Genomic DNA, 23,433 nt, shown 5'->3' on the forward strand with positions numbered 1-23,433 from the left:
CGGCCACGCCCCGGGCTCGGTTCGCGGTCTCCCTTGCACCCCTTGCGCGGGAATCGGACGGAATCGCCTTCAAGAGCGCTTTTACGAGCTATTCGATTTCTCCATCAACGGCCAAAGAGGCGCGAGCGGGCATGCCGTCCCGGACAGACCAGAACCCTGAATGGCCATGCCCGAACGGGGCATGGGAAACGAAAGTGTACGAAGAAAGGATGCACATGCTTAGAAAAAGTGGGGGCAACCTGCGAGGCCCGGGGAGCGTGGCACTGGCCGCTCTGCTGGTCTCTTCATGCGGTTACGGACCTGATGAAACGGATACCTGGACGCAGGTCGGCGACGACACGCAGCAGACGGATTCCGGCTCCGGGGACCAGAACAACGATGGCTCCGGGAGTGGGGACCTGAACGACGGCGGTTCCGGCTCGGATTCCGGGAGCGGAGACCAGAACGACGGCGGTTCCGGCTCGGATTCCGGGAGCGGGGACCAGGACGACGGCGATTCCGGCTCGGACTCCGGGAGCGGGGACCAGGACAGCGGCGATTCCGGCTCGGATTCCGGGAGCGGGGACCAGGACAGCGGCGATTCCGGCTCGGATTCCGGAAGCGCCGATTCCTCCTGGAGCCAGGAATCCGCCCAGACGGATCCCGATGAGCCCGACTACCGCCCCTACTCCGGGGTCACCGCCGGCAACGGCTTCGTCTACTACTGGGGCGGCGGCCACAAGACCCATCCCGGCAACGATGTGGACGCCTACGACATCGTCAACGACCGCTGGGTCCAGCTCACCGAGGAAGAGAACTGGGAGAACGTCTGGGAGTGGGACCACCTAACGGAGCAGGAAAAGCAGGAGATGGACGCCAGCCGGCGTGGCGGCTGGGAGGTGGATCTCCTCAGCCCTCGGGGCCGGCCCGTGACCAAGCATTCCTATGGCCAGATGGCTTGGTGGCCTGGCCATGGCTATTGCCTGCTCAAGCAACGCTTCTGGTGCTATGACCCGGAGATGGGGGACGCCGATGGTGCCTGGACGGATTTAGGTCAGCCTCCTTTCAACATAGCCGGGATCGCCCCCTGGAATCTCACTTATGATCCAGATCTGGATACGGTGGTGAGCTTCACAGGCACCGGCACTGGCAATGCTTACAAATACAACCCCGACTCCGGGAACTGGACCACAGTTGCCAGCTACGTTGGTCGCGATAGCAGCTCGTGGAGCGACGTGTATAGCGTTTATGATCCGGGCGCGAAACAGCACATAGTCTACGCCGGACAACAATGGCAAAAGGTGGACCTCGCTACCGGAGCGGCGGAGCCCATGGCCCAGCTCCGACACAAGGTTGGCGTGGACCGGTTGGGGACCTTTTCCCTCGAGTGGGCACCGGAGCTCGACAAGGTATTGGTGGCCAATAATACGAACGGAGTCATGAGTCTTTATACCTATGACCCCGAGTCCGATACTTGGTCCGATTTCAGCCTGAAGGGCACCGGTCCAGTGAACGCCCACGTCAAATGGGACACGCTTGCCCGGGATCCCAAAACCGGCGTCTACGTGCTCATTGCCAAGGACGACGAAAACCCCTACGAAACGCCACAGACCTGGACCTTCCGACTCTCCGGCGACACCGCTCCGGGGGATGGCTCCGGGACCTCCAGCGGCACGGATTCCGGCTCCGGAGATTCGAGCACCGGCGGCGACTCCTCCGGAGATATCGGCACCGGCGGCTGCAACGCGGACACCTGTGTGGGAAGCGACTTCCAGTACGCCAGCATCCAGCAGGCGGTGGACAATGCCCCTGATGGCGGCACCGTGGGCATTCAGTCGGGCTCCTACCAGCAGTGCTTCGTGATCCGTAACGCCAAGAGCGTCTCCATCAAGGCCCTGGATGGCCGTCCGCACCTGCATTCAAAGCGCTGCGACGGCAAGGGCATCGTTACCAACTACTCCACCGGCAAGGTGGTGCTGGAAGGTCTCGAGCTCTCCAACGTTCCCTCCGAGAAGGCGATCTGGCACCACGACAGCGCGGGAACGCTGATTCTCCGCAACGTGGAGGTCCACAACGCCGGCATGGGCATCCTTGCCTCCACCAACTCGGAGCGGCTGGAAATCATCAACTCGGAGTTCTACGACACCGACGACCCCACGGAGAACGGCCACCTGGTGTACGCCGGTCAGGTCAAGGACCTCGTCATCCGAGGCTCCTACTTCCACGGCGCCCGCAACGGCCACCTGATCAAGGCGAAGTCGGTCAACGTGACCATCGAGAACAACTTTCTCCATGACACCCACGGCACCACCGCCAACCTCATCAACATCTGGGGCTGCGGAAACAACCGAGTAATCGGCAACGCCATTGTTTCGGAGAACACCAGCGGCGCGGTGCAGGCCATGGACGTAACCGTGCGCAAGCGCTACGGCGACGTGAAGCCCTGCCCGGTGAACCACGCCAACCTGACGGTGGCCTACAACAGCTTCCTGAAAAAGGGTGAGACGTTGTGGTCCTCTCTGCTGCTGGACGTGTACGAGATGGACAGCATGGTGGTCGAGAACAACCTGGCGACCAATGCCCGGCTGGTGAAGGACGGGACCACCACTGGCGTCTACTGGTATCCGGGGGACTGGAACGGCAAGAACGCGACAATGAACGAGGGGCAGTACGTGGATCAGTACCTCCACGTGAATTCCGCACCGGCGGCTGTTTCCTCCCAGAATCAGCCCGACCGGCAGTACGCCCACCCTACCTCCACGGAGGCCCGTTCGGATGCCTCCACCATGGGGGCCTATGCTATCCAGTAGGGCATCGCTTCCTGGCCGAACCGTACTTCGGCCGGCGGCCTCCCAGGCCTGGGTTCAAGAACCCAGGCCTTTTCTATTGCCCTTTCCCCTATTACAGGCAACGGAATCAACCCCGCCTCCTTTTGCCGTATCCCCTATGAACCGCGGCCGCACTCTTCGCTGTGGAGGTAGCCACAATTGCGCAAGGCTGCAAAGGACAAAAAAGATATTCGGCGGACAGTTCCGGGGACTTGCGGCGCAGCTGGGCCCTAGTGAAACGGGGCCGCGCCGAGGATTTCCTCGTAGACGGTACGCTCTTCCGGGGCCGCTGCAGAGGGATGCCTGCATAGGGGCCTACTCTATGGTCCCACCCGCTCGGGGGCCAGAAGGCGCCACACTGGACCGCCGCCACTACGGCGGCGCGCGAAACAGGCTCAACACCGTCAGCTGTCCGTGCAACGCTTCGGGGGCCTCCATCTTCGTCAACAGGCTGGGCCCGGCCCGGGCATTTGCTGTTCCCGTCCAGCCTCTCCCTCCTATACGTCCGACCGCGTCCTCCGGCCCGATTCCGGGCCCGATCTCCCCTTCGCCTCCCTGCTCCAGCCCGTTGCGGACCACTGATTTCCTAGAAATTTCCGCACTCTAGGGGGAACCCTAATAAGTATTGGGGAAAACCCCTAGACGCCCCCGAAAACCCATGAGAGTATGCGCTCACTTCCAGCTGATTCTCCGGTTTGCAAGGAACCCTGACCGAGAACCCTCGACTCCTCGGATGCACTCTGCCTCTCCGGGTACGTCCCGGGCCCGGTTCGCGGCCTCCCTTGCAGCCCTTGCACGGGAATCGGACGGAACCGCCTCCAAGGGCGCTTTTACGAGCTATTCGATTTCTCCATTAACGGCAAAAGAGGCGCGAGCGGGCACGCCGTCCCGGACAGACCAGCACCCTGAATGGCCGTGCCCGAGCAGGGCATGGGAAACGAAAGCGTACGAAGAAAGGATGCACATGCTTAGAAAAAGTGGGGGGAAACTGCTCGGAACAGCGGTGGTGGGGCTAGCCGTAGTTCTTTTGAGCGCATGCGGCGACGAAGAAGCCGTCAACGATTTCATCGACCAGAACGCGCCGGCCGACGAGCAGCAGGACAGCAGCGGCACCGACGGTTCCGGGAGCGACGGCTCCACAAGCGGTGACAGCTCCGATGGTGGGGACTCCGGCAGCGGGGATTCCGGTAGCGGGGATTCCGGTAGCGGGGATTCCAGTAGCGGGGATTCCGGCAGCGGGGACTCCGGGGACGGAAGCGCCGCCATCGATTGCGGCACCAGCCCCTGTGTGGGTCCCGACCACCAGTACGCCAGCGTTCAGGCGGCGATTGACGCGGCGCCCGATGGTGGCTCGGTGGGCATTCAGGACGGGTCCTACACGCAGTGCGTGGTGATCCCGTCCAATAAGAGCCTGACCATCAAGGCCCTGAACGGCCGGCCGCACCTGCACTCCCGGCTCTGCGATCAGAAAGGGGTGGTGGTCAACTACTCCACGGGCAAGGTGGTGATCGAGGGCCTGGAGCTCTCCGACGCCGGCACTGACAAGGTCATCTGGCACCACGACAACACCGGCGCGCTGATCCTGCGCAACGTGGAGGTCCACAACGCCGGCATGGGGATCCTCGCCTCCACCAACTCCGAACGCCTGGAGATCCTCAACTCGGAGTTCTACGACACGGACGAGCCCACCCAGAACGGCCACCTGGTCTACGCCGGGCAGGTGAAGAATCTGGTTATCAAGGGCTCCTTCTTCCACAGCGCCCGCAACGGCCACATGATCAAGGCCAAGTCGGTGAACGTGGACATCGAGAACAACTACCTGCTCGACAACTACGGCACCACGGCCAACCTCATCAACATCTGGGGCTGCGGCACCAACCGCGTGGTGGGCAACGCGATCGTCTCGGAGAACACCAGCGGCGCGGTGCAGGCCATGGACGTAACCGTGCGCAAGCGCTACGGCGACGTGAAGCCCTGCCCGGTGAACAACGCCGACATCACCATCGCCTATAACAGCTTCTGGAAGAAGGGCGAGACCCTGTGGTCGTCGCTGCTGCTCGATGTGTACGACATGGACAGCATGACCATCGAGAACAATCTGGTGACCAACGCCCGCCTGGTGAAGGACGGAACCACTACCGGCGTCTACTGGTACCCCGGGGATTGGAACGGCAAGAACCAGAGCTATCCCGCGAACCAGTACCTGGACGACCTCCTCCATGTGGAATCGGCGCCTTCCGCGGTCAGCTCGGAGCACCAGCCCACGGAGCAATACCAGCACCCCATGGCCACGGAGTCCCGGGACAACGCCTACAACATGGGCGCCTACAGCATCTCGCAGTAAGCGAATGCCGTTACCGGAACCGCATGGCTGAGCGGTAGCTACGAAAGGGGTCCGGGGCTTGCCCCGGGCCCTTCCTTTGTGGAGCGCCCCGCACCGCGGGGCCTCCGGATGCAATTCAGGAGAGACACGCATGCTGCAAGGAAATGGGGGGAACCGGTACATTCCCGCGGGTGCGGTGGTCTTCGCCGCCCTGCTGATGACCGCCTGCGGGGATACGCTGGAAAACGCCGACGGCCTGAATGGCACCGGGGAGGAAAGCGACCAGACGGGACAGACGCCCACGGGTGGAGGCGGCGACTCCGGAGGGTCCACCGACGCGGACCAGACCGATTCCGGGGACTCGGGCGGGGACGCCCAGGATCCGGGCACTGGCGATTCCGGGGACAACACCGACGGCAGCGAGGATCCGCCGAAGAGCGAGCCGGTGGAGGGCCAATCGGGGACCTGGATCAAACAGTCGCCACAGGCCGGTGCCGGCCAGCCGGACTACCGTCCCTACTCCGGGGTCACCGCCGGCAACGGTTTCGTCTACTACTGGGGAGGTGGCCACAAGACCCATCCGGGCAACGACGTGGACGCCTACGACATCGCCAACAACCGCTGGATACAGCTCACCGAGGAGGAGAACTGGGAGAACGTCTGGCAATGGGACCACCTGACCCAGAGCGAAAAGGAGGCCATGGACGCAAGCCGCCGCGGCGGCTGGGAGGTGGACTTGCTGTCGCCGCGTGGCCGGCCGGTGACCAAGCATTCCTACGGCCAGATGGCCTGGTGGCCCGGCCACGGCTACTGCCTGCTCAAGCAGCGGCTGTGGTGCTACGACCCGGAGAAGGGTGACACCGACGGCGCCTGGACCTCCTTGGCCAAGGACCCCTTCCCCTTCAACAACGAGGGCCAGATCGCCATCTGGGACCTCTCCTACGACCCGCAGCTGGATACGGTGGTGACGGTGGCCGGCAGCGGCTACAGCCAGCGCGCCTGGGCCTACAACCCGCAGACCGGCGCCTGGGATACGGTAGTCACGGGGGCTTCCACGGGAGAGAAGTATTCCGAGGTGTACAGCGCTCTCAACCCGGAGACGGGCTGGAGCGTAGTCTACGCCCAGAGCCGCTGGCTGCAGATGAACTTCCGCACCGGCGAGGTGAAGCAGATGGCCCAGCTGCGCTACAACGGCCAGCGTGTGGGAGCCTCCCTGTCCATGGAGTGGTCCCCCGAGCTGGGCAAGGTCCTGGTGGCCAAGAATGTGGACGGCCGCCTGCGCATGTGGACTTATAACCCCGGCAGCGACCGCTGGGCGACCTTCGAGCTGGCGGGCGAGGGGCCGGCGAACGCCCACGGCAAGTGGGACACCCTGGCCCGGGATCCCCAGACCGGCGTATACGTGTTCCTCGCGAAGGAGAACGAGAACGCCAATGAAGGGCAGACCCCCGAGACCTGGACCTTCCACCTGTCCGGGGAATAGCTGCCGCCAAACCGCGCTCACGCGGCCGACGGCCCGGGTCCTTGTACCCGGGCCTTTTTTGTAAGGAGCCTCCCCCGCGAGCCCGATTGCCCCACCAACCGGATACCCCGGCCTCAAAGGAGATCAGGACCCGGAGGACCGGCCCCCGCCAGCCACTGCACAGAAAAGGCCATGGGCCCATTCGTTTGCCATCTTCCGGTTGCCGGCGTAAATCACCGGCAGCGCGGGGTGCCGGGCGCTGATTCCTGCCAGCGCACGCGCCACCCGGGCGGCCGGCCACGGGTCCACCCGGCGGGGGTCCAGGAAATCTCCGTACTGGGCCTCCACCACCACCGCCGAATGGGGAACGGCTGCCAACCTGTCCAGTTGCTCGTGCAGGGCTTCCAGATCATCGAGCTCTCCGAGGAAGCCGGTGAAGGTCTTGCGCGCCACAAGGGCGCGGAACCGACCGTCCCGGACCAGGGCATAGGTCCCGGCCTCGAGCGGTTCCCGTCGGATATCGGCCCCCTGGAACCGCCAGGGGCGCCGCTCGTCGGCATCCACTACCAGTTCCAAAGGCGTCCCGGCGAAGAGCCCGGTGCGGCCCTTGGTTCGATGGGCATGCACCGTCTCGGGAACCCGGAAGAAGATCTGTTCGTACTCCCCCTCCTTGCTCTTGTAGCGTTTGGTGACGAAGAGAAACTCGCAGTGACGCCGTTCGGCGCGCTCCAGGGTGACGGATATTTTCTTGCCCCGCGGCCTGAACGAGGCCACGGGAACGCACTCCTCCACCTTCCGGTATTCCTCGGGCGGCGGCTCCTCTTCGCGTAGGCAGAACACGGCGGCCTGGGGCTCCGGCCAGGGCTCCTTGGTGCGGAGGGCGATTGCCAGCCGGCCCTCCTGCTCCACCGTGATCCGATAGGGGAAGCTGGAATTTTCCAGATGTTCAAGGTGCCAAAGGTTATTCCGGCTCATGGTACCCCCGGCTTTCCTGGGGAAAGGCCGTACCCGGTACCGGTACCGGCCCGCCGGTACTGGCTGGCATGTTTTCTTTATGTTCTCATAATACTTGCTTTCCAGAACGCCGTCCCGGCCATGGCTGTTTTCAAACGCGCACCTTTCCCGTACTTTCTCGCGTGGCCTGCGTGACTAATCCCGCCAGGGCCGGAAGGGGGCCCGGGGCACAACATTCATCCCTGAAACCCTTTGGAGAAACGGTTCATGGGAAAGGAAGGCGGCTACTCCGCCGATGACATCACGGTTCTCGAGGGATTGGACCCGGTCCGCAAGCGGCCGGGCATGTACACGGAGACCTCGTCCCCCAACCACATCATCCAGGAGGTGGTGGACAATGCCGCCGACGAGGCGCTGGGCGGCCACGCCTCCGTAATCCGGGTAATCCTGCACGCGGACGGCTCCGTCTCCGTGGAGGACGACGGCCGCGGCATCCCGGTGGAGATGCACAAAGCCCAGAACAAGCCCGCAGTAGAGGTAATCCTCACCACCCTCCATGCCGGCGGCAAATTCAAGAAGGGCGCGGACAGCGTCTACGGGATTTCCGGCGGGCTGCACGGCGTGGGGGTGGCGGTGACCAACGCCCTGTCCCACCGCCTGGAGGTGACCGTCAAGCGGGGCAGCGCCGTCCATCGCATGGCCTTCTCCGGCGGGGAAGTGACGGAGGCCCTGGCCCAGACCGATACCGTGGGCAAGCGCACTACCGGCACCACCATCCGGGTCTGGCCCGACGGCTCCTACTTCGACGACGAGCGGATCCTGCTGGCGCCCCTGCAACGCCTGCTGCGCACCAAGGCCATCCTCCTGCCGGGCCTCCACGTGGAGCTGGTCCGCGAACAGCCGAACGACGATCCGCTGGTAGAGGCGTGGCAGTACGAGAACGGCATGGCCCAATACCTGGAGGAGCTGCTCGACGGCCGCGATACCGTGTGCCCGGTCTACGCCGCCGGCCGCTTCTACGATCCGGCGACGAACGGCGGCGACTTCCAGCCCGGCGAGGGCGCTGATTGGGCCATTACCTGGGTGAGCGAGGGCGCGGGACTGGGCGAATCCTTCGTCAACCTCATCCCCACCGCCCAGGGCGGCACCCACGTCAACGGCCTACGCACCGGGGCCACGGAGGCCATCCGGGCCTTCGCCGAGCACCACCAGCTTTTGCCGCGAGGCGTCAAGCTGGCCCCCGAGGACATCTGGAGCCGGGCCTGCTTCCTGCTCTCCGCCAAGCTGCTGGATCCCCAGTTCCAGGGCCAGGTGAAGGAGAAGCTCACCTCCCGGGAGGCGGCCAAGCTGGTGACCACCCTGTTCCGGGACCGCTTCGAGCTGTGGCTGAACGAGAACCCGGAGGCGGGCAAGGCCATCACCGAGCTGGCTATCGCCGCGGCGCGGGAGCGCCAGCAGGCCAACAAGAAGTCCGCCAAGAAGCGCGGCGGTTCCCTGGCCACGCTGCCCGGCAAGCTCACCGACTGCGAGTCCGACGACCCGGCCCGCAACGAGCTGTTCATCGTCGAGGGGGACTCGGCGGGCGGCAGCGCCAAGCAGGCCCGGGATCGGGACACCCAGGCGGTGCTGCCCCTGCGCGGCAAGGTACTGAACACCTGGGAGGTGGACAGCGTCGAGCTCTACGGCAACCGGGAGGTGCACGACATCGCCGTTTCCATCGGCGTGGACCCCCATGGCTTCGAGGACGAGGCGGACCTCTCCGGCTTGCGCTACGGCAAGATCGTGATCCTCGCCGACGCCGACGTGGACGGCGCCCATATCCAGGCCCTGCTCATCGGCCTGTTCCTGCGCCACTTCCCCAAGATCATCGAGCGCGGCCATCTGTTCGTCGCCCATCCGCCGCTATTCCGCCTCGACATCCCGTCCCAGGGCAAGGGCAAGCCGGCGCGCAAGATCTACGTGCTCGACGAGCAGGAGAAGGCGGCCACCCTGGAGAAGCTGGCCGACGAGGGCGTGGATCCCGAGAAGGTGAAGGCCTACCGCTTCAAGGGCCTCGGCGAGATGAACTCCGAGCAGCTCTGGGAGACCGTGCTTTCCCCCGATACCCGGCGCCTGCTGCCCCTGTTCGTCCCGGAGGACGAGGAGGAGGAGACCTGGAACGAAGTGAACCGCTGCCTCGGCAAGCGCGAGGCGGCAGCCCGCCGGGCCTGGATCGAGGCCAACGGCGACCAGGTGGAGGCGGATATCTGAAGCGTGGCAGGGAGGGTGCCCGTAGGAGCGGCCTCCCGGCGGCGACCCCCTTCGGGCGCCTCTACGGGGCGCGGCGGGGACGAGGCTCCTACGAACGACCGGATGTTTGCCGCATTCTCTGAGAAGGCATTAACGAGGCATTCCCATGGCTGACATGACCACCTTCGCCGGCGCCCGCGACGGCGAGCGCGGCGAGGACTGGCTGGACCTGCGCGAGCACCTGGGCCGCTCCTATCTGGCCTACTCGCTGTCGGTGGTGAAGGGCCGCGCCATTCCCGACGTGCGCGACGGCCTCAAGCCGGTGCAGCGGCGAACCCTCTACGCCATGCACCGGCTGGGCCTGCGCGCCGACACCGACCACAAGAAGTCGGCCCGGGTGGTGGGCGAGGTGATCGGTAAATACCACCCTCACGGCGACCAGGCGGCCTACGATGCCATGGTGCGCATGGCCCAGGACTTCACCTTCCGCTACCCGCTTGTGGATGGTCAGGGCAACTTCGGCTCCCCCGACGGCGACAACGCCGCCGCCATGCGCTACACGGAGGCGCGGCTCACGCCCTTCTCCGACGTGCTGCTCGGCGAGACCGACCGCGGCACCGTAGACTTCATCGACAACTACGACGGCGCCGAGCAGGAGCCGGAGGTACTGCCGGCCCGGGTGCCCATGGCACTGCTCAACGCCCAGCCCGGCGTTGCGGTGGGCCTGGCCACCGACGTGCCCTCCCACAACCTGCGCGAGGTGGGCGCGGCGGCCATCGCCCTCTACCGCAATCCCGAGGCCACCACCGCCGACCTGATGGCGCACATCCAGGGCCCGGACTTCCCCGGCGGCGGCCAGGTTTGCGCCTCGTCTAAGGAGCTGGCGGAGCTCTACACCAAGGGGCGCGGCTCGCTCACCCTGCGGGCCCGCTGGGAGGTGGAGAAGCTCGCCGGCGGCGATTGGCAAGTGGTGGTCACGGAGCTGCCGCCTGGCGGCTCGGCGGAACAGATCCTTGCCGAGATCGACGCCCTCGCCAATCCACAGCCCAAGAAGGGCAAAAAGGACATCACCAGCGATCATAAGGCCAAGAAGCAGGCCATGCTGGCGCAGGTGGGCGGCATGTCCAACCAGGCGGGCCAGGACACCGGCCCGGTGCGGCTGGTGATCGAGCCCAAGTCCAAACGTCAGAAGCCGGAAGAGCTCATGGGCTTCCTCATGGGACTGACCTCCCTGGAGGTGCGGCAGAAGGTGAGCCTCACCTTCATCGACCTGGACGGCCGGCCCAAGGACCTGAGCCTCGAGGAGGTCCTGGCGGGCTGGACCACCTTCCGCCGCGAGGTGGTGACCCGGCGCACGCGCACCCGCCTGGAGAAGGTGGACCACCGTATCCATATCCTGGAGGGCCGCCGCGCCGTCCTGCTGGACATCGACGCGGTAATCGCCATCGTGCGCAACGCCGAGGACTACGCCGAGGCCAAGCGCGGCGTCATGGAGCAGTTCGCCCTCACGGAGGAGCAGGCCGACGACGTACTCGCCATCCCCCTGGGCCGGCTCACCCGCATGGACACCCTCAAGGTGGACCAGGAGCTCACCGACCTGCGCGACGAGAAGGCCAAGCTCGAGCATCTGCTCGCCGATCACGACGCCATGACCGACAAGATCGTCGAAGAGCTGGAGGCCGATATCGCCACCTACGGCGACGACAGGCGCACCCTCATCGAGGACTCGGAGCCAGTGGCCATGGAGGCTCCGGTAATGGACGAGCCGGTTACGGTGCTGCTGTCGCGCAAGGGCTGGTTCCGCTCCCGGCAGGGCCACGGCCTGGACCTCAGCTCGGTACCCCACAAGGACGGCGACGACCCGCTGGACGCCGTGGAAACCCGCACCACCAAGTCCGTGGTGGTGCTCGGCACCAACGGCCGCGCCTACACCGTGTCCGCCAACGAAGCCCCGGGGGGGCGCGGTTACGGTACGCCGCTTTCCTCGCTGGTGGACCTTCAAGGAGCCGGTGTAGCGGGCATGGTCATCGGCGAGGCCGAAGACCGCTTCCTCCTGGCTACCACCGCCGGCTTCGGATTCATCGCGACCTTCGGCGACCTCCTAGGGCGCACCAAGAATGGGAAGGCGGTGCTCAAGTCCCTGAACGGAGCCGGCGTACTTCCCCCCCTCCCACTCTCCCCCGCCGGAAACCAGGTGGCGGTAGTCACCGACAGCGGCTACCTGGCGGTCTTCCCCGCCGGAGAGATCAAGGAGATGGCTGCCGGCAAGGGCGTAAAGCTCGTGGACCTGAAGGCGGAGGAGGCCCTGGTCCGCGTAGACCGGATCACCGACCAGGGCCTGTCCCTACCCGGCAAGGGCGGCAAATCGTTAACCCTTTCCCCGGAAGACCTCAAGGCCTACATACGCACCCGCGGAAGCCGAGGCAAGCAGCTCCCCAAGGGGGTAGTCAAAAGCAAGTTATAAATCAGTCAAAGTTCCTCAAGTAATATGTGTATCGTCCACCGGTTCTTGGACACCAGGGGTTTTGTTCAAGCGGCCATACCGGGCTGATGGGCCCGGCGGACTTCAGCCCGTGACCGATGACCGTGGCGCTGGATCAGCCACTGCTCGTTGCAGAGCTGCCGCCATTGCTCAAGTTGTTCGTTCAGCTCCTCGAGGGTTCGGCGGTCATGGAGCCATAGGAACTGGTCCTTTAGGGTACGGAAGAACCGCTCGGTGACATCCAGCTCCCGGCTCAGGGTATTGAGGTCCGCACCCTGCAGCAGACGCAGCACCGCCTAGGTCTTGCGCTTGCTGGAGAAACGACCCTTGTCCTTCTTCACTTGGACTGTGGGCTGGCTCATGGGCACCTCCTTCGCTGTTGCCAGCAAGGGGATGAACCCAATCACTCAACCGGGGACCTTGCCCCAGGGCGGTGTCCAATCCAACCGGGGGGGGTGCGGGGACATCGAGCCTGCCCCGACACTAAATTAGGTTGGCGGGCGGATCGTTAAACTTGCAATTGGCATGATGCCGCGCTCCGGAGAATATTCCCGCCTATACGATGGAAAAAGCAGTTTTGGCTACTATGGGGGGTTCACCGGGCGAGTGTCACATCCGGCCTTCCCGGGAATCCGTCAAGTGGGCGGCTAAGATCTCTCGCCTTTGCCGGGAGCGGGAGCCGAGCCATTCCCCCTAGACATCAGGCCCGCCAAGCGGGACCCATTGGCCCTGCTGTACATCCTAAGCAGGCGGGAACGTAGGGTTCTGCCGTAGACAGTGAGATTCCCCTGACCCTCATATTCGTCCGTCCAGCGGAGCTTGTAGCCATTCCGGCCAGGGCCCATGTAGTAGGTCTCGAGCTCCTCCTCCTCGAACAGGCCCTGGAGTATCCGGTAATTTAGGTGATGCCCTGGGGAAAGGTTGCTGTACTGCTCGTCGAAGTCCCCACGCAGGGCGTAAACCTTGCCCTGATAAATCAATTGGTATTCCATCGCAACGGTCCGGTCCCCCAGCTTCAGAAGCCAAATAGAGAACCACCCTGCGTTCCAGGCATGCTCCGAAAGCTGCCTAATAAAAGCAAAAGGTCCTGGGAAATCGAGACTCCCCCCTTCTCTGCCTTTCCAGCTGTTAGCCGAGACCCCTATGGCCTCGAACAAAGACTCGAAATCTCCGGAGGAGGGGGTATGCCATTCCACCTCCACCACCCCGGCCTTCTGCAGCCGGTTACTTACCCAGTTATTGTTCTTCTTCAGCTTCCTTCCCAGGCCCTTGTAGTACTCATCCCAGGACCCCAGAGTCCTAACCAGATAATTCGGGGAATCCGGGTTTTGCTCCAGGGCGTATCCATGACCGTGGAAAAGATCCGTCAAACGAGTGATGGTATCGGAATAGGAAGGTAAATTCCGGAGCACAAGCCGGTCCCAGGCCTTGAACTCATTGACCATCCAGGTGGCGATTCGGATTAGGACGTTCTCCCGAACTTCGGTCGGTGCAGTAACGATATCGCATTCCTGGGTATCGGGAACGGTCAGGAACTCCAGATTCCTGATCCGAACCTTCCTTGTGCTTCGGTGCCGCACCACAAGGGGACAGCCGCCCAGGAGGTGACCATTGGATTTGATCAAAAGGATCAGAGGCTTATCGTTGGGATGTTGCCATTTCCATGCCGCGTCGAGCCATTCGAACCGCAGGAAAGGGGTATCCAGGAATGAATCCTCGACCAGATCATTCCATTCCGTTCCGATAGCCCGGAGCTCATGGCGGGAGGTCAGGACTTCTACCCCAAGGTTGGCCGAATCAAAGGGAACGGACCCTCTTGCCTGAGCCTTAGTTCCCTCCCTCCCAGAAGCCCGGCCGGGTTCAGGAGCCCCCTTTTTCTCGCTTCCCCGCAGCTTTAAAGTGGTCGTCATTTCGGGAACTCCTTCACCAAAAAATTGGTTATTTTTGGTTCATATTATTTATTTTTCCTCGAAGGGATAGAAAATATTAACAAATTTCCCTTCCCAGCCCATGAAACCGAACCAATACTGTCGTGTCTATACACTTTACAACCCCTCTTGACACAATATCAAGTTGCTGTTTATGAAGAATTAATAAATTTAAACTTTAAATCCATACCCAATTTAATAAGACTCCTTTATAAAAATTATCCAACCAATCAAAATTTTAACTTTCTTCTCTACCCTCCCCCGACAGGACCTCACCGACTTCGACGATCAGCCCTACTGGATGCCGGCTGGCTCCTCGGTATCAAGGCGGCCCGGTCCGCACCAGAAGGTCGCGGGCTCCCAAACCGCCTCACGGGGCCCAGGCGGAAGTCCGGCATAAAAGGGCGCCCCGCGGGATTTCTGGCCCTAAAGGCCCAGTTTTGCCGTTCAAAGAAGACTCCGGCGTGAGCCGAGAGTAATCCCGAGGGGGAAAGCATGGGTTATGGAGGCCGGAAAATGATTGAGCAGGAACGTATAGGCATCGTGGGGCTGGGGAATGTGGGACTCCCATCATTGAGCTTGGGGTTTCCCGCGATATTTCCGTATGGGGTAATGTCTACTGGTTTTCGTTTCCTGCGGGGGAGGGGGGCTGAAAGGTCTTCAGGTCGAGGTTCCATGCCAGGAGCGCCTCGTAGTCCTCGGCGCTGGATGCGGCGGGAAGTTCTTTGAAAGTGTAGCGGAGGTAGGTGTGGGGGCATGGCCGCCCGCCTTGGCCGTTTCCACGAGGCTGTAGAGGTTGGCCGAATCCGTGGTGCCGGCTGCGCTGTTGTAAAACAGCCAATTCTGGCGGCCGACTACAAAGGGCCGGATGGCGTTCCCTGCGCCATTAATGTCGATGGGAATGGGTCCACCCCAGGTAACCCACTAGGAGTTCGTTGAAATTGAGCCTTGGTACCGGGGTTTGGCCCCGCGAGCGGCTCAAAAACCGATTGGCGGGGCGTTTGGCCCCAATTGCCCGGGCCGGTGGTGACCGGAATGGGCCGCCAATCGCCCCCGCTAGCCAAGGAGCCGGACACACCGGCCCCCTGGCGGAAAATCAGGCCGGGCCCGGCATGAGCAGCTTGCGCAGACGGACCAGGTTGTACGCCGCTGCATGAAAGGTGAACCAGGCCTCCAGCGCCGCCCTGCCGCGCAGCATGGGCCGCCGGAGGAGGCCGAAGGCCTTGGCCCAACCGAACGGTTCCTCCACGCGCTTCCGCGCTCGCTGGCTCGCCGCGAAGCCCGGATGCCGGGTGGTTCGCCCGTCGATGGCGGAACGCCGGTTGCCCGTATTCTGGGCGATGTGCGGGGTGGCGTTGAGCTTATGGCGCAGCGTGCGTACGAAGTCCCGGGCGTCATAGCCCTTGTCCGCCGCCACGGTGATCCGATGCCGCCCACGCATCCGCTCGAGCATGGCAATCGCCGCATCGCGCTCGGCGTAGCCGTCGGCCGGGGTCAGCTCAGTCTGGATAACCAGGCCGTTGCGGTTCTCGATGGCCACGTGGCCGAGGTAGGCCAGCTTGGCCTCCTTGCCGGGGCCTTTCTTGAAGAGCTTGGCCCCGGGGTCCGTGCGGGAGCGATGGGTGGCGTTGGAGCGACGCTCGCCGTGGAAATCCTGGCCGGCATTGCTACCACCCGTGGGGTCATCGTCATCCTCATCGACGGGACGGAAGCTGCGCATAGAGGCCCAGGCCTCCACCAGGGTGCCGTCGACGCTGAAGTGCTCGTCGGACAGGAGCTTGCGGTCCCGGGCCGGCTTCAGCACCGCTTGCAACAGCTGCTGGGCAACCTCGGTGGTCAGCAGCCGGTCGCGGTTCTTGGAAAAGGTTGAGTGGTTCCAGACCGGGTCATCGATACCGAGGCCCACGAACCACCGGAACAGCAGGTTGTATTCCAGCTGCTCCATCAACAGCCGCTCGGAGCGGATGGCATACAGGATCTGTAGCAGCGAGGCCCGAAGTAGGTACTCGGGCGGGATCGAGGGGCGCCCCGTTTCGGGATAGAGGCCATCCAGATGGGCTTGGAGCTGGTGCAAGGCGTCGTCCACCAGCGCCCGGACGGCCCGCAAGGGATGATCCTCGGGGACCCGCTCTTCCAGGGACACGTAGCTGAACAGGCTGGCTTGCTGGTCCTCGACCCCGCGCACGAAGAACCTCCTATCAATGGGTTGGCTTGGAGCAGCCTACCAAACCCTGGTTTTTCAACAGAGTCCTAGGCGCTCCCACTGCCCGGCCAGGTAGTGGAGGGCCTTGCCGGTGGCGGGCCGCGAGGTCCAGGTCCTGGTTCCGGCCCTGGCGCTCGATGGCGTAGAACTGCTGGATATAGTCCAGGCCCTGGCGGGCGCGGCCAGCCTTCTTGGCCTTCTTCTTGCCGGAGGCTTTGATGGCCGCATCGATTTAGCGCCGCGCAGGTAGGCCCAGCAGTCTACCCGGCCACGACCTCGTCCCGGCCCGCGAGCGCGGTGCCTAGGCGCTGTAGCCATCGGTCTGCAAGTAGCAGTGGAAGTCGGCCAGTAGCCGCTTCGGCATCTCGTGGCTGCGGGTAGGCGCGTGGTGGAAGCGTATCGACGACATCGTCCAGCTCCAGGGCGTCCCCACTCGGCAGGAGGCCCCGCTCTGGAAAGCGGCCGCGCATCGACCACCTCGGCGCGGCGGAATAGGCCGCCACCCTGGGCTTCCGGCTCAGCCAACGTCGCCTCCGACAACCCCAGCTCCCGAGCCAGCGGGCCTCCGATTGGGATTCAGAGGCAGGATATCCATCAGGTAGGCTCAGGCACAGACGGGAAGGACATACTTTTTACGGAGCAAAAGCGCCTATTGGTTGGATCCCCGCCAGGGCTCGGCGCTTCCTACCTGCAACTCCATAGGTACTATGCCAACGAATTAACCGGACACGAGGACATCGCCGCCACGGGGATGGAACCTACTTTTGCGATCCGGATTCCCCCTGGCAGCGGGGTACCATCGAGAACGTCAACCGCTGGCCGCGCCGGGACCGATCCTATAAGGTCTCCCTGGATCATTACGTGTCGGGACTCGGAGGATTGTGTGGCTTTCTCCAAAAGCGGTCGGGGTTTGATTCGTAATAGGCCTTGAGGACCTCAACCGGGGTCCGTGCACCCAGGTTTTTCTGGGGAATCTGGCCGTTGTACAGGCGCCGATAGCGCTCCAGGGTCGCCTCCAGCTCTTCGCGGTTGCGGAGGTGGACCGATGCTAGCACCTCGCTGATGCGGCCGTTGAAGCGCTCCACCAGGCCATTGGTCTCTGGCTGGCGGGGCGGGATGAGCCGGTGGGCGATGCCCTGCTCGGCGCACAGCTGGTCCACTGGGTGCTTCCCGGAGGGCTCGCCCTGCGGGCGATTCAGCCGGTCCGTGAAAGCCGCCTCGTTGTCCGTCAGCAGGTGGGTGATCCGAAACGGCGCCCGCCGGATCAAGTTGGTCACGAACGTGCGTGCCGTCGCCGCCTTGCGGTCATCGCGGATCTCGAAGTAGACCCACTTGCTGGCCCGGTCGATGGCCGCGAACAGGAAACAGCGGTCGGACTCCTCGGGCAGCTGCGGCAGGTACTTGATGTCGACGTGGACGAAGCCCGGTTCGTAGTCCTTGAAGGTATTGCGGCGCTTGGTGGTTTCCGCCGATTCGCCCAGCTGCTGGGCCCGCAACGCCTTCAGATTATTGACCCCGTTGCGCTTCAGGCAGCGCAACAGAGCGGCCCGGGATAGGCTCGCGTCCAGAAAGTCCCGGCCCACCCGGAGCAGGTCGTCCACGGGCAGCAGGAACAACTGACGCAGCTCCACGAGGACGGCCTCGGTTTCCGGGGCCATGGTCGTCGGAATCCGGTGCGGCACATGCGAGCCGTCTTCCACTGTCCGGCGCCGCTTCCACTTGCGGACCGTGGTCTCGGACAGGCCCAGCTCCCGGGCCAACTTGGTCGTACCCTTGTCGGACTCCTGGATATAGCGTCGAATCCGAGGCGTGGTGGTGGCATTGTCATGGAGGGGCGTGCTCAAGCCTCAATCTCCTCCAACAGGTACTCAATCACCGACCGCGCCTCAAAATACATCAGGCTCCGGGGAGGGAGACAAGCACCCGAGTCCTTACAATTACGCGGCCGAGGGCCTGGACGACGCCCTATGCCTATACAACACCATGCTTGGCAAGTGTTTGAACTACCGAACAACCTTGGAGGCTTTCACAGACGAGCTCGAGGCCCTTGCGATTGCAATTTGAATGTGCCGGCCCCGTAAAAGCCAAGAGCAAAAGGGTTTATAGGCCACTGTAGGGACTATTTTTTATTGAACCCTCCCTTGCACATTAAAAGTCTTATTTTTTATACTTTTTCTTCTAGTTATATCCCTAACAGGCCTGGTGGCCCGAAGGGCATATCTGATATTTTCTAATATATTCTTATAACCTGTAAGAAAAATAAAAATCCATGTTTTTGGCTTTGATGGATCATAACAAGAACTTTTCAAAAAAGAAATGAAAGATACGTAATACCTTTTAGCATTTTTATTCTTCCAACCGTACAAAAACCATAACTGGGAAAGATTTCTTTTTATTCTTTTTGTGTTTGCTCGGCTCCCATCAGGGTTGGTAATTCCCCATTTTTTTATGGATTCTTCTATTATATCAGCCGCATAATTTTTATCAGGGCACTCTGACGTGGTATTTTTCCCAGTTTTCCTAAATAGGGCCATTGTTTGATCTAGCATATGAATTTCTGAAATTAGGGATATTCTTAACCAAAATTCGAAATCCTCTCCCTGTTCCAGGTTCTCCTTAAAGTATCCAATGCTTTCTATTAAGCTGCTACGTAGCATTACACAAATTGTTGAAATTGAGAAATCACCTAGTAGCTGACCATATAACCACCCGGAATAATCTGGATCAATAGAGGGTGGCTCTGCTTTATTTAGGAAATGCAAAGATTCTTGCTTGATAGGGGGATTGGGGTTATTTGTCCGCCACTCCTCCACTTTTCCATATATAAGATGTATATGGGGGTTGCTTTCTAGGTAAGTAACTTGGCTAGTCAATTTCCCTGGTAACCAGATATCATCTGCATCTAAAAATGCTATATATTCCCCAGTAGCGATCTCCAAACCCTTGTTCCGCGCAGAGGATATACCTCCATTTTCCTTTTTTTCTATTATTATATTATCTTTGTATAAAAGTAATATGTCTTCGGTATTGTCGGTTGACCCGTCGTCCACTACTATAATTTCTTTGTTAGGGTAGTCTTGTTCCAGGACACTATCCAAAGCCTCTGATATAAATGGTTCAGCATTATATGTAGGAATGATAACGGAAACTAGCGGCAGCTCTGCATTCTCCCAATTCTCTGGGATGAGGCAGTGATTTCCTGCCTCCCGTTCCTTTTCCAGTTCGGGGGCAGGATCCGGGCTCTTTTCCGTGTGAGTAGTCTCCGATGCCCATTTGAAAGATGTCGGGTGGGGGAAGGGGGAAGTATTCATTGTGCCCTCTACGACCTTTGCTTATGAATTATTTTTTAGGTTATTACCTTCTCTTTAATCTATCCCTATTCATTTTTTTAGGTTTTGTAAAAATAAAATAAAAACAAAAACATAAAGACCATCTAGAGATAATAGTTCTTAAACTTTTTGGTGCCTGCCTTAGTCCTAGCCCCCCCTTTTGAGGATTAACTTCCTGGGTGCTTATTGATTTAAGCATTTGATATATTTTTATTTTATTTTTTTTAAAAAAAATGGGATGCGATTGGCTATGGTAGCGCAAGGAGCGGTATTTTAAGAATTTTTTGCATTAAAATTATTTAAATGCATAGTTCCAGAATTACAATTCAAGATCCATAAAACTTGACTTTAGCAAGCTTATAAAAAAATATGAATAGTAAAGTGTTCCCTCATTAAAATGGAGGGAAGATTCATAAGAATGACCTATACCCAATATTTGTGGGGTGGGAGTAGGCTCATCCTGGGTGACACGGACTCGCACTTCGCCACCGGACTGGTCCAGCTCCCCGTCCTGGACCCCCAAGGGGCTTGGATATCCAAAATCTGAGCGTAAAGGTCGGTATCACGCATTCACCGTGTCCCTGATTGAAGTCGGGGGCACCCAAACAAATCCGAGAAGCGCCACTTTTTTATGTCTTTTTACTTTTAACTTTACCTTCATTTTACTCGCTATTAGCACACCTTTGCTGGCACCTTGAAGTGGACCCCAAAAACTGGACAGGGGTAGAAGTAAACGGCTGAGGGATTATCCTCGGGCTCTGAAAGGAGCCTTCCCCGTGTCCCGAGCCAAAGGCAAGCGCCTCAGCCCCGAATTCAAGGCCCGCGTCGCTCTGGAAGCCGCCAAGGGCGCCAAGACGACCAGCGAGATCGCCAGCGAGTATCAGGTGCATCCGGCGCAGATCAGCCAGTGGAAGCGCCAGCTGCTTGAGGGTCTTCCGGAGCTGTTCGAGTCCAAGCGCCGCAGCAAAGCGCCTTCGGCCGAGGAGTTGACCGCCCCGCTGTACGAGGAGATTGGCCGCCTCAAGATTGAGGTGGACTTTCTCCAAAAAAAGTCCAAGCAGATCAAGGAGTAGGCCGATGGCAAATCGAACCAGCTCATCCCCGGCTTTCGGTTCAGCGCCAATGCAACCTGCTCGGCCTGCCCCGGTCCACGTACTATCGCCAGCCGGCCGGGGAAAGCACCGAGAACCTGGCATTGATGCGGCTCATCGACCGGCAGTACCTGGAGACGCCCTTCTACGGCAGTCGCCAGATGACGGCTTGGCTGCGGCGCCAGGGATACGCCGTCAACCGCAAACGGGTCCAGCGGCTGATGGGCCGCATGGGCCTGCAAGCGACGGTCCCCGGGCCGCATACCAGTCGTCCGCACCCGCAGAATCCGGTCTACCCCTATCTGCTTCGGCAGCTGGCGCTAACGAACAGCAACCTGGTCTGGTGCGCGGACATCACCTACATCCCCATGCCGCGGGGCTTTCTGTATTTGGTAGCGGTCCTCGACTGGTACAGCCGCTACGTACTGGCCTGGCGGCTCTCCAACACGATGGACGCGCTGTTTTGCCTCGAGGCCCTGGAAATGGCACTGGGCCGAGGCGAGCCGGTGATCTTCAACACCGACCAGGGCGCCCAGTTCACCAGCCAGGAGTGGCTGGCCCCGCTACAGAAGCGGGGTATCCTCATCAGCATGGACGGGCGCGGCCGGGCCCTGGATAACGTCTTCGTCGAGCGCCTGTGGCGCACCGTGAAGTACGAGGATATCTACCTCCGGGACTACCAGACCGTGCCTGACCTGGAGACCGGATTGGCCGAATATTTCCAGTTCTACAACGAGGAGCGCCCGCACAGCGCCCTTGATCATCAAACCCCGGCCGAGGTCCACTGGGCCACCCAGCCGGAAACCGAAGTCTGAGGAGATCCCAAGGACCGTTTACTTCTCAAAGCCTGGTTACTGTCCAACCGAATGGGTCCACCCCACCTGCCAATCTAGATGTGGGGTTTAAATAGATTGTCCACGGGTTTCAACCCAGTAACGCTGTAGGTGGGAAACCGCAGCACACTGGGAGAAACACCGTGGACATCCACCAAAATGCCCGGCATACGCCGGCAGGTCGAGCGGTTCTGGTTCATCGCGTCCTCTTTGATGGGCGCAGTTGCCGCTCGGTAGCCGCCGAAGCAGGGGTTTGCACCAAGACGGTCAGCAAATGGGTCCGTCGCTACCAGGTCGAAGGGCGCGCCGGTTTGTACGATCGCAGCTGCCGGCCGCACCGCAGCCCTTGGGCCACCAGTCCAGGGCGCGTGCGGCGCATCCTGGGACTGCGTCGGCTGCGGTGGACCGGCAAGCGCATTGCCCAGGTGTGCCGAGTCTCCCGGGGCACGGTTTCCCGGATCCTACGGCGAAGAAAGCTCAGCCGGGCCCGGGATCTGGAACCCAAGCGGCCGGCGAACCGCTATGAGCACGAGGCCCCAGGCGACCTGGTGCACCTGGACATCAAGAAGCTCGGGCGCTTTGCACGCCCAGGCCACCGGGTGACCGGAAACCGTAAGCAGGCCTCCTCGGGCGCCGGCTGGGAGTATGTCCACGTGGCAGTGGACGACGCCTCCCGGCTCAGCTACGCGGCCGTAAAGCCCGATGAGCGCCAGGAGACGGCGGAGCAGTTTCTGCGGGAAGCCCTGGCCTTCTTCCGGCGCCACGGCATCTACCACGTGCACCGGGTGCTCACAGACAACGGGAGCTGTTACCGCTCCAGGCACTTTCGGCGGGTGTGCCGCCGTTTGGGCATCCGGCAGGGCTTCACCAAGCCCTATTCGCCGCAGACGAATGGGAAAGCGGAGCGCTTCATCCAAACGGCGCTCAACGAATGGGCCTATGCCGCGGCGTATCGCTCCTCCGAGCAGCGCCGCCAGCGGCTTTCCGAATGGCTCAAGGAGTACAACTGGCTACGGCCACACGGAAGCCTCAACGATCAGCCACCGGTCAGCGTACTGGGGTAACTGTGGACAACCTCTTGTTACAGCACATCTAGCTTCAAGCTGTTGGACTACCCCCCTTGCCACATCTTCGCCACCCCCTACAGTGGTTGGAGGGACCTGACCACGGTCTTCCTCCCCACCACGGCCAGCGAAGCCCATGGAACGGACTCGGCAAGAGAAATCCGGCGCCCCCGCACGGGAGCCGGAGCGATCCTGGCATTCCCGGGAAGCCCTGCAGGCGCTGGAAAGCGGCCGGGAAGCGGGACTTCCCGGGGAAGAGGCGGCGCGCCGGCGGGAGCGGTACGGCCCCAACCAGCTGACCCGCCGGGGCCCTGGCTGTCAGGGTAGTTGTCGCTCCTTGGTATCCTGTTATTACAAAAGCCAGGGCGATAGGAGCCGGATTTGGCCCGATATTCCCAAGAGCGGCGTGAGGCCGTGGTAGCCAAGATGCTGCCGCCGCATAATCTGAGCCCCCAGGCGGTGTCCGAGCAGGAGGGCATCTCCCTGGGGACGCTGTACAAATGGCGCCGGGAGGCCCGGGCCGAGGGCACCTGCCTGCCCGATGCCGATGCGGGCGGACCCGAGGGCTGGAGCGCCCGGGACAAGTTCGCCGCGGTCGTGGAGACGGCTGGCATGAACGAGCACGACCGAGCCGAGTACTGTCGCAGCCGTGGGCTGTATCTGGAACAGCTCCAGCAGTGGCGATCTGACTGCGAACGGGCTACGGAGCTGGCCGACAGCGAGCGGCA

At 61.7% G+C, this 23,433-nt stretch carries 15 protein-coding genes and 2 pseudogenes; 9 read left to right on the forward strand and 8 right to left on the reverse strand.

Annotated features, from left to right (window positions below; all coding sequences use genetic code 11):
• The first annotated feature begins 215 nt into the window (after positions 1-215).
• The 3 genes from ACERLL_RS10545 (at position 216) to ACERLL_RS10555 (ending at position 6,613) form a co-directional block, all read left to right on the forward strand.
• Entirely contained in the window at positions 216-2,789 is a 2,574-nt protein-coding gene (locus tag ACERLL_RS10545) for a right-handed parallel beta-helix repeat-containing protein (RefSeq protein WP_373656051.1), read from the forward strand.
• Between the two features lie 1,024 nt (positions 2,790-3,813).
• Entirely contained in the window at positions 3,814-5,151 is a 1,338-nt protein-coding gene (locus ACERLL_RS10550) for a right-handed parallel beta-helix repeat-containing protein (protein WP_373656052.1), read from the forward strand.
• 130 nt (positions 5,152-5,281) lie between these two features.
• Positions 5,282-6,613, forward strand: a complete 1,332-nt coding sequence (locus ACERLL_RS10555; protein WP_373656053.1) for a hypothetical protein — start codon at positions 5,282-5,284, stop codon at positions 6,611-6,613.
• 123 nt (positions 6,614-6,736) lie between these two features.
• Here the strand turns inward: ACERLL_RS10555 and ACERLL_RS10560 are convergent, their stop codons facing one another.
• Positions 6,737-7,567, reverse strand: a complete 831-nt coding sequence (locus tag ACERLL_RS10560) for an ERCC4 domain-containing protein (protein ID WP_373656054.1) — start codon at positions 7,565-7,567, stop codon at positions 6,737-6,739.
• 246 nt (positions 7,568-7,813) lie between these two features.
• On the opposite strand from ACERLL_RS10560, the gene parE reads away from it, so the two are divergent.
• Both parE and parC read left to right on the forward strand, forming a co-directional pair.
• Complete coding sequence (gene parE / locus ACERLL_RS10565; RefSeq protein WP_373656055.1) at positions 7,814-9,796, forward strand: DNA topoisomerase IV subunit B; 1,983 nt, start codon at positions 7,814-7,816, stop codon at positions 9,794-9,796.
• A gap of 145 nt (positions 9,797-9,941) precedes the next feature.
• Positions 9,942-12,239, forward strand: coding sequence for a DNA topoisomerase IV subunit A (gene parC / locus ACERLL_RS10570; RefSeq protein ID WP_373656056.1), 2,298 nt, complete (start codon positions 9,942-9,944; stop codon positions 12,237-12,239).
• A gap of 65 nt (positions 12,240-12,304) precedes the next feature.
• Here parC and ACERLL_RS10575 read toward each other — a convergent pair whose 3' ends face one another.
• The 7 genes and pseudogenes from ACERLL_RS10575 to ACERLL_RS10605 form a co-directional block, all read right to left on the reverse strand.
• A complete protein-coding gene (locus ACERLL_RS10575) occupies positions 12,305-12,550 on the reverse strand; it encodes a hypothetical protein (RefSeq protein WP_373656057.1) in 246 nt (81 codons plus the stop codon).
• A gap of 354 nt (positions 12,551-12,904) precedes the next feature.
• Positions 12,905-14,167, reverse strand: coding sequence for a GNAT family N-acetyltransferase (locus ACERLL_RS10580; protein ID WP_373656058.1), 1,263 nt, complete (start codon positions 14,165-14,167; stop codon positions 12,905-12,907).
• 634 nt (positions 14,168-14,801) lie between these two features.
• Positions 14,802-15,094, reverse strand: a pseudogene (locus tag ACERLL_RS10585) (transposase domain-containing protein); the annotation flags it as partial.
• Between the two features lie 187 nt (positions 15,095-15,281).
• Entirely contained in the window at positions 15,282-16,370 is a 1,089-nt protein-coding gene (locus ACERLL_RS10590; RefSeq protein WP_373656059.1) for an IS5 family transposase, read from the reverse strand.
• 319 nt (positions 16,371-16,689) lie between these two features.
• Positions 16,690-16,797, reverse strand: a complete 108-nt coding sequence (locus ACERLL_RS10595; RefSeq protein ID WP_373656060.1) for an IS66 family transposase — start codon at positions 16,795-16,797, stop codon at positions 16,690-16,692.
• Between the two features lie 448 nt (positions 16,798-17,245).
• Positions 17,246-18,232, reverse strand: coding sequence for an integrase core domain-containing protein (locus ACERLL_RS10600; protein WP_373656061.1), 987 nt, complete (start codon positions 18,230-18,232; stop codon positions 17,246-17,248).
• Positions 18,233-18,514: 282 nt separating this feature from the next.
• Positions 18,515-19,699, reverse strand: a complete 1,185-nt coding sequence (locus ACERLL_RS10605) for a glycosyltransferase (RefSeq protein ID WP_373656062.1) — start codon at positions 19,697-19,699, stop codon at positions 18,515-18,517.
• A gap of 794 nt (positions 19,700-20,493) precedes the next feature.
• Here ACERLL_RS10605 and ACERLL_RS10610 point away from each other — a divergent pair.
• The 4 genes and pseudogenes from ACERLL_RS10610 to ACERLL_RS10625 all read left to right on the forward strand — a co-directional run.
• A protein-coding gene (locus tag ACERLL_RS10610) for an IS3 family transposase (protein WP_373656063.1) occupies positions 20,494-21,623 on the forward strand; the annotation gives its coding sequence in 2 pieces (ribosomal slippage) (positions 20,494-20,781 and positions 20,784-21,623; 1,128 coding nt in all).
• 161 nt (positions 21,624-21,784) lie between these two features.
• Positions 21,785-22,737: pseudogene (locus ACERLL_RS10615) on the forward strand (IS481 family transposase).
• Between the two features lie 104 nt (positions 22,738-22,841).
• Entirely contained in the window at positions 22,842-23,126 is a 285-nt protein-coding gene (locus ACERLL_RS10620; protein ID WP_373656064.1) for a cation-transporting P-type ATPase, read from the forward strand.
• Positions 23,087-23,433, forward strand: a 347-nt coding sequence (locus ACERLL_RS10625) for a transposase (protein ID WP_373656065.1), incomplete at its 3' end; no start/stop codon positions are given. The genes ACERLL_RS10620 and ACERLL_RS10625, both read left to right, overlap by 40 nt.

This window comes from Thiohalorhabdus sp. Cl-TMA (assembly GCF_041821045.1).
GTDB lineage: Bacteria > Pseudomonadota > Gammaproteobacteria > Thiohalorhabdales > Thiohalorhabdaceae > Thiohalorhabdus > Thiohalorhabdus methylotropha.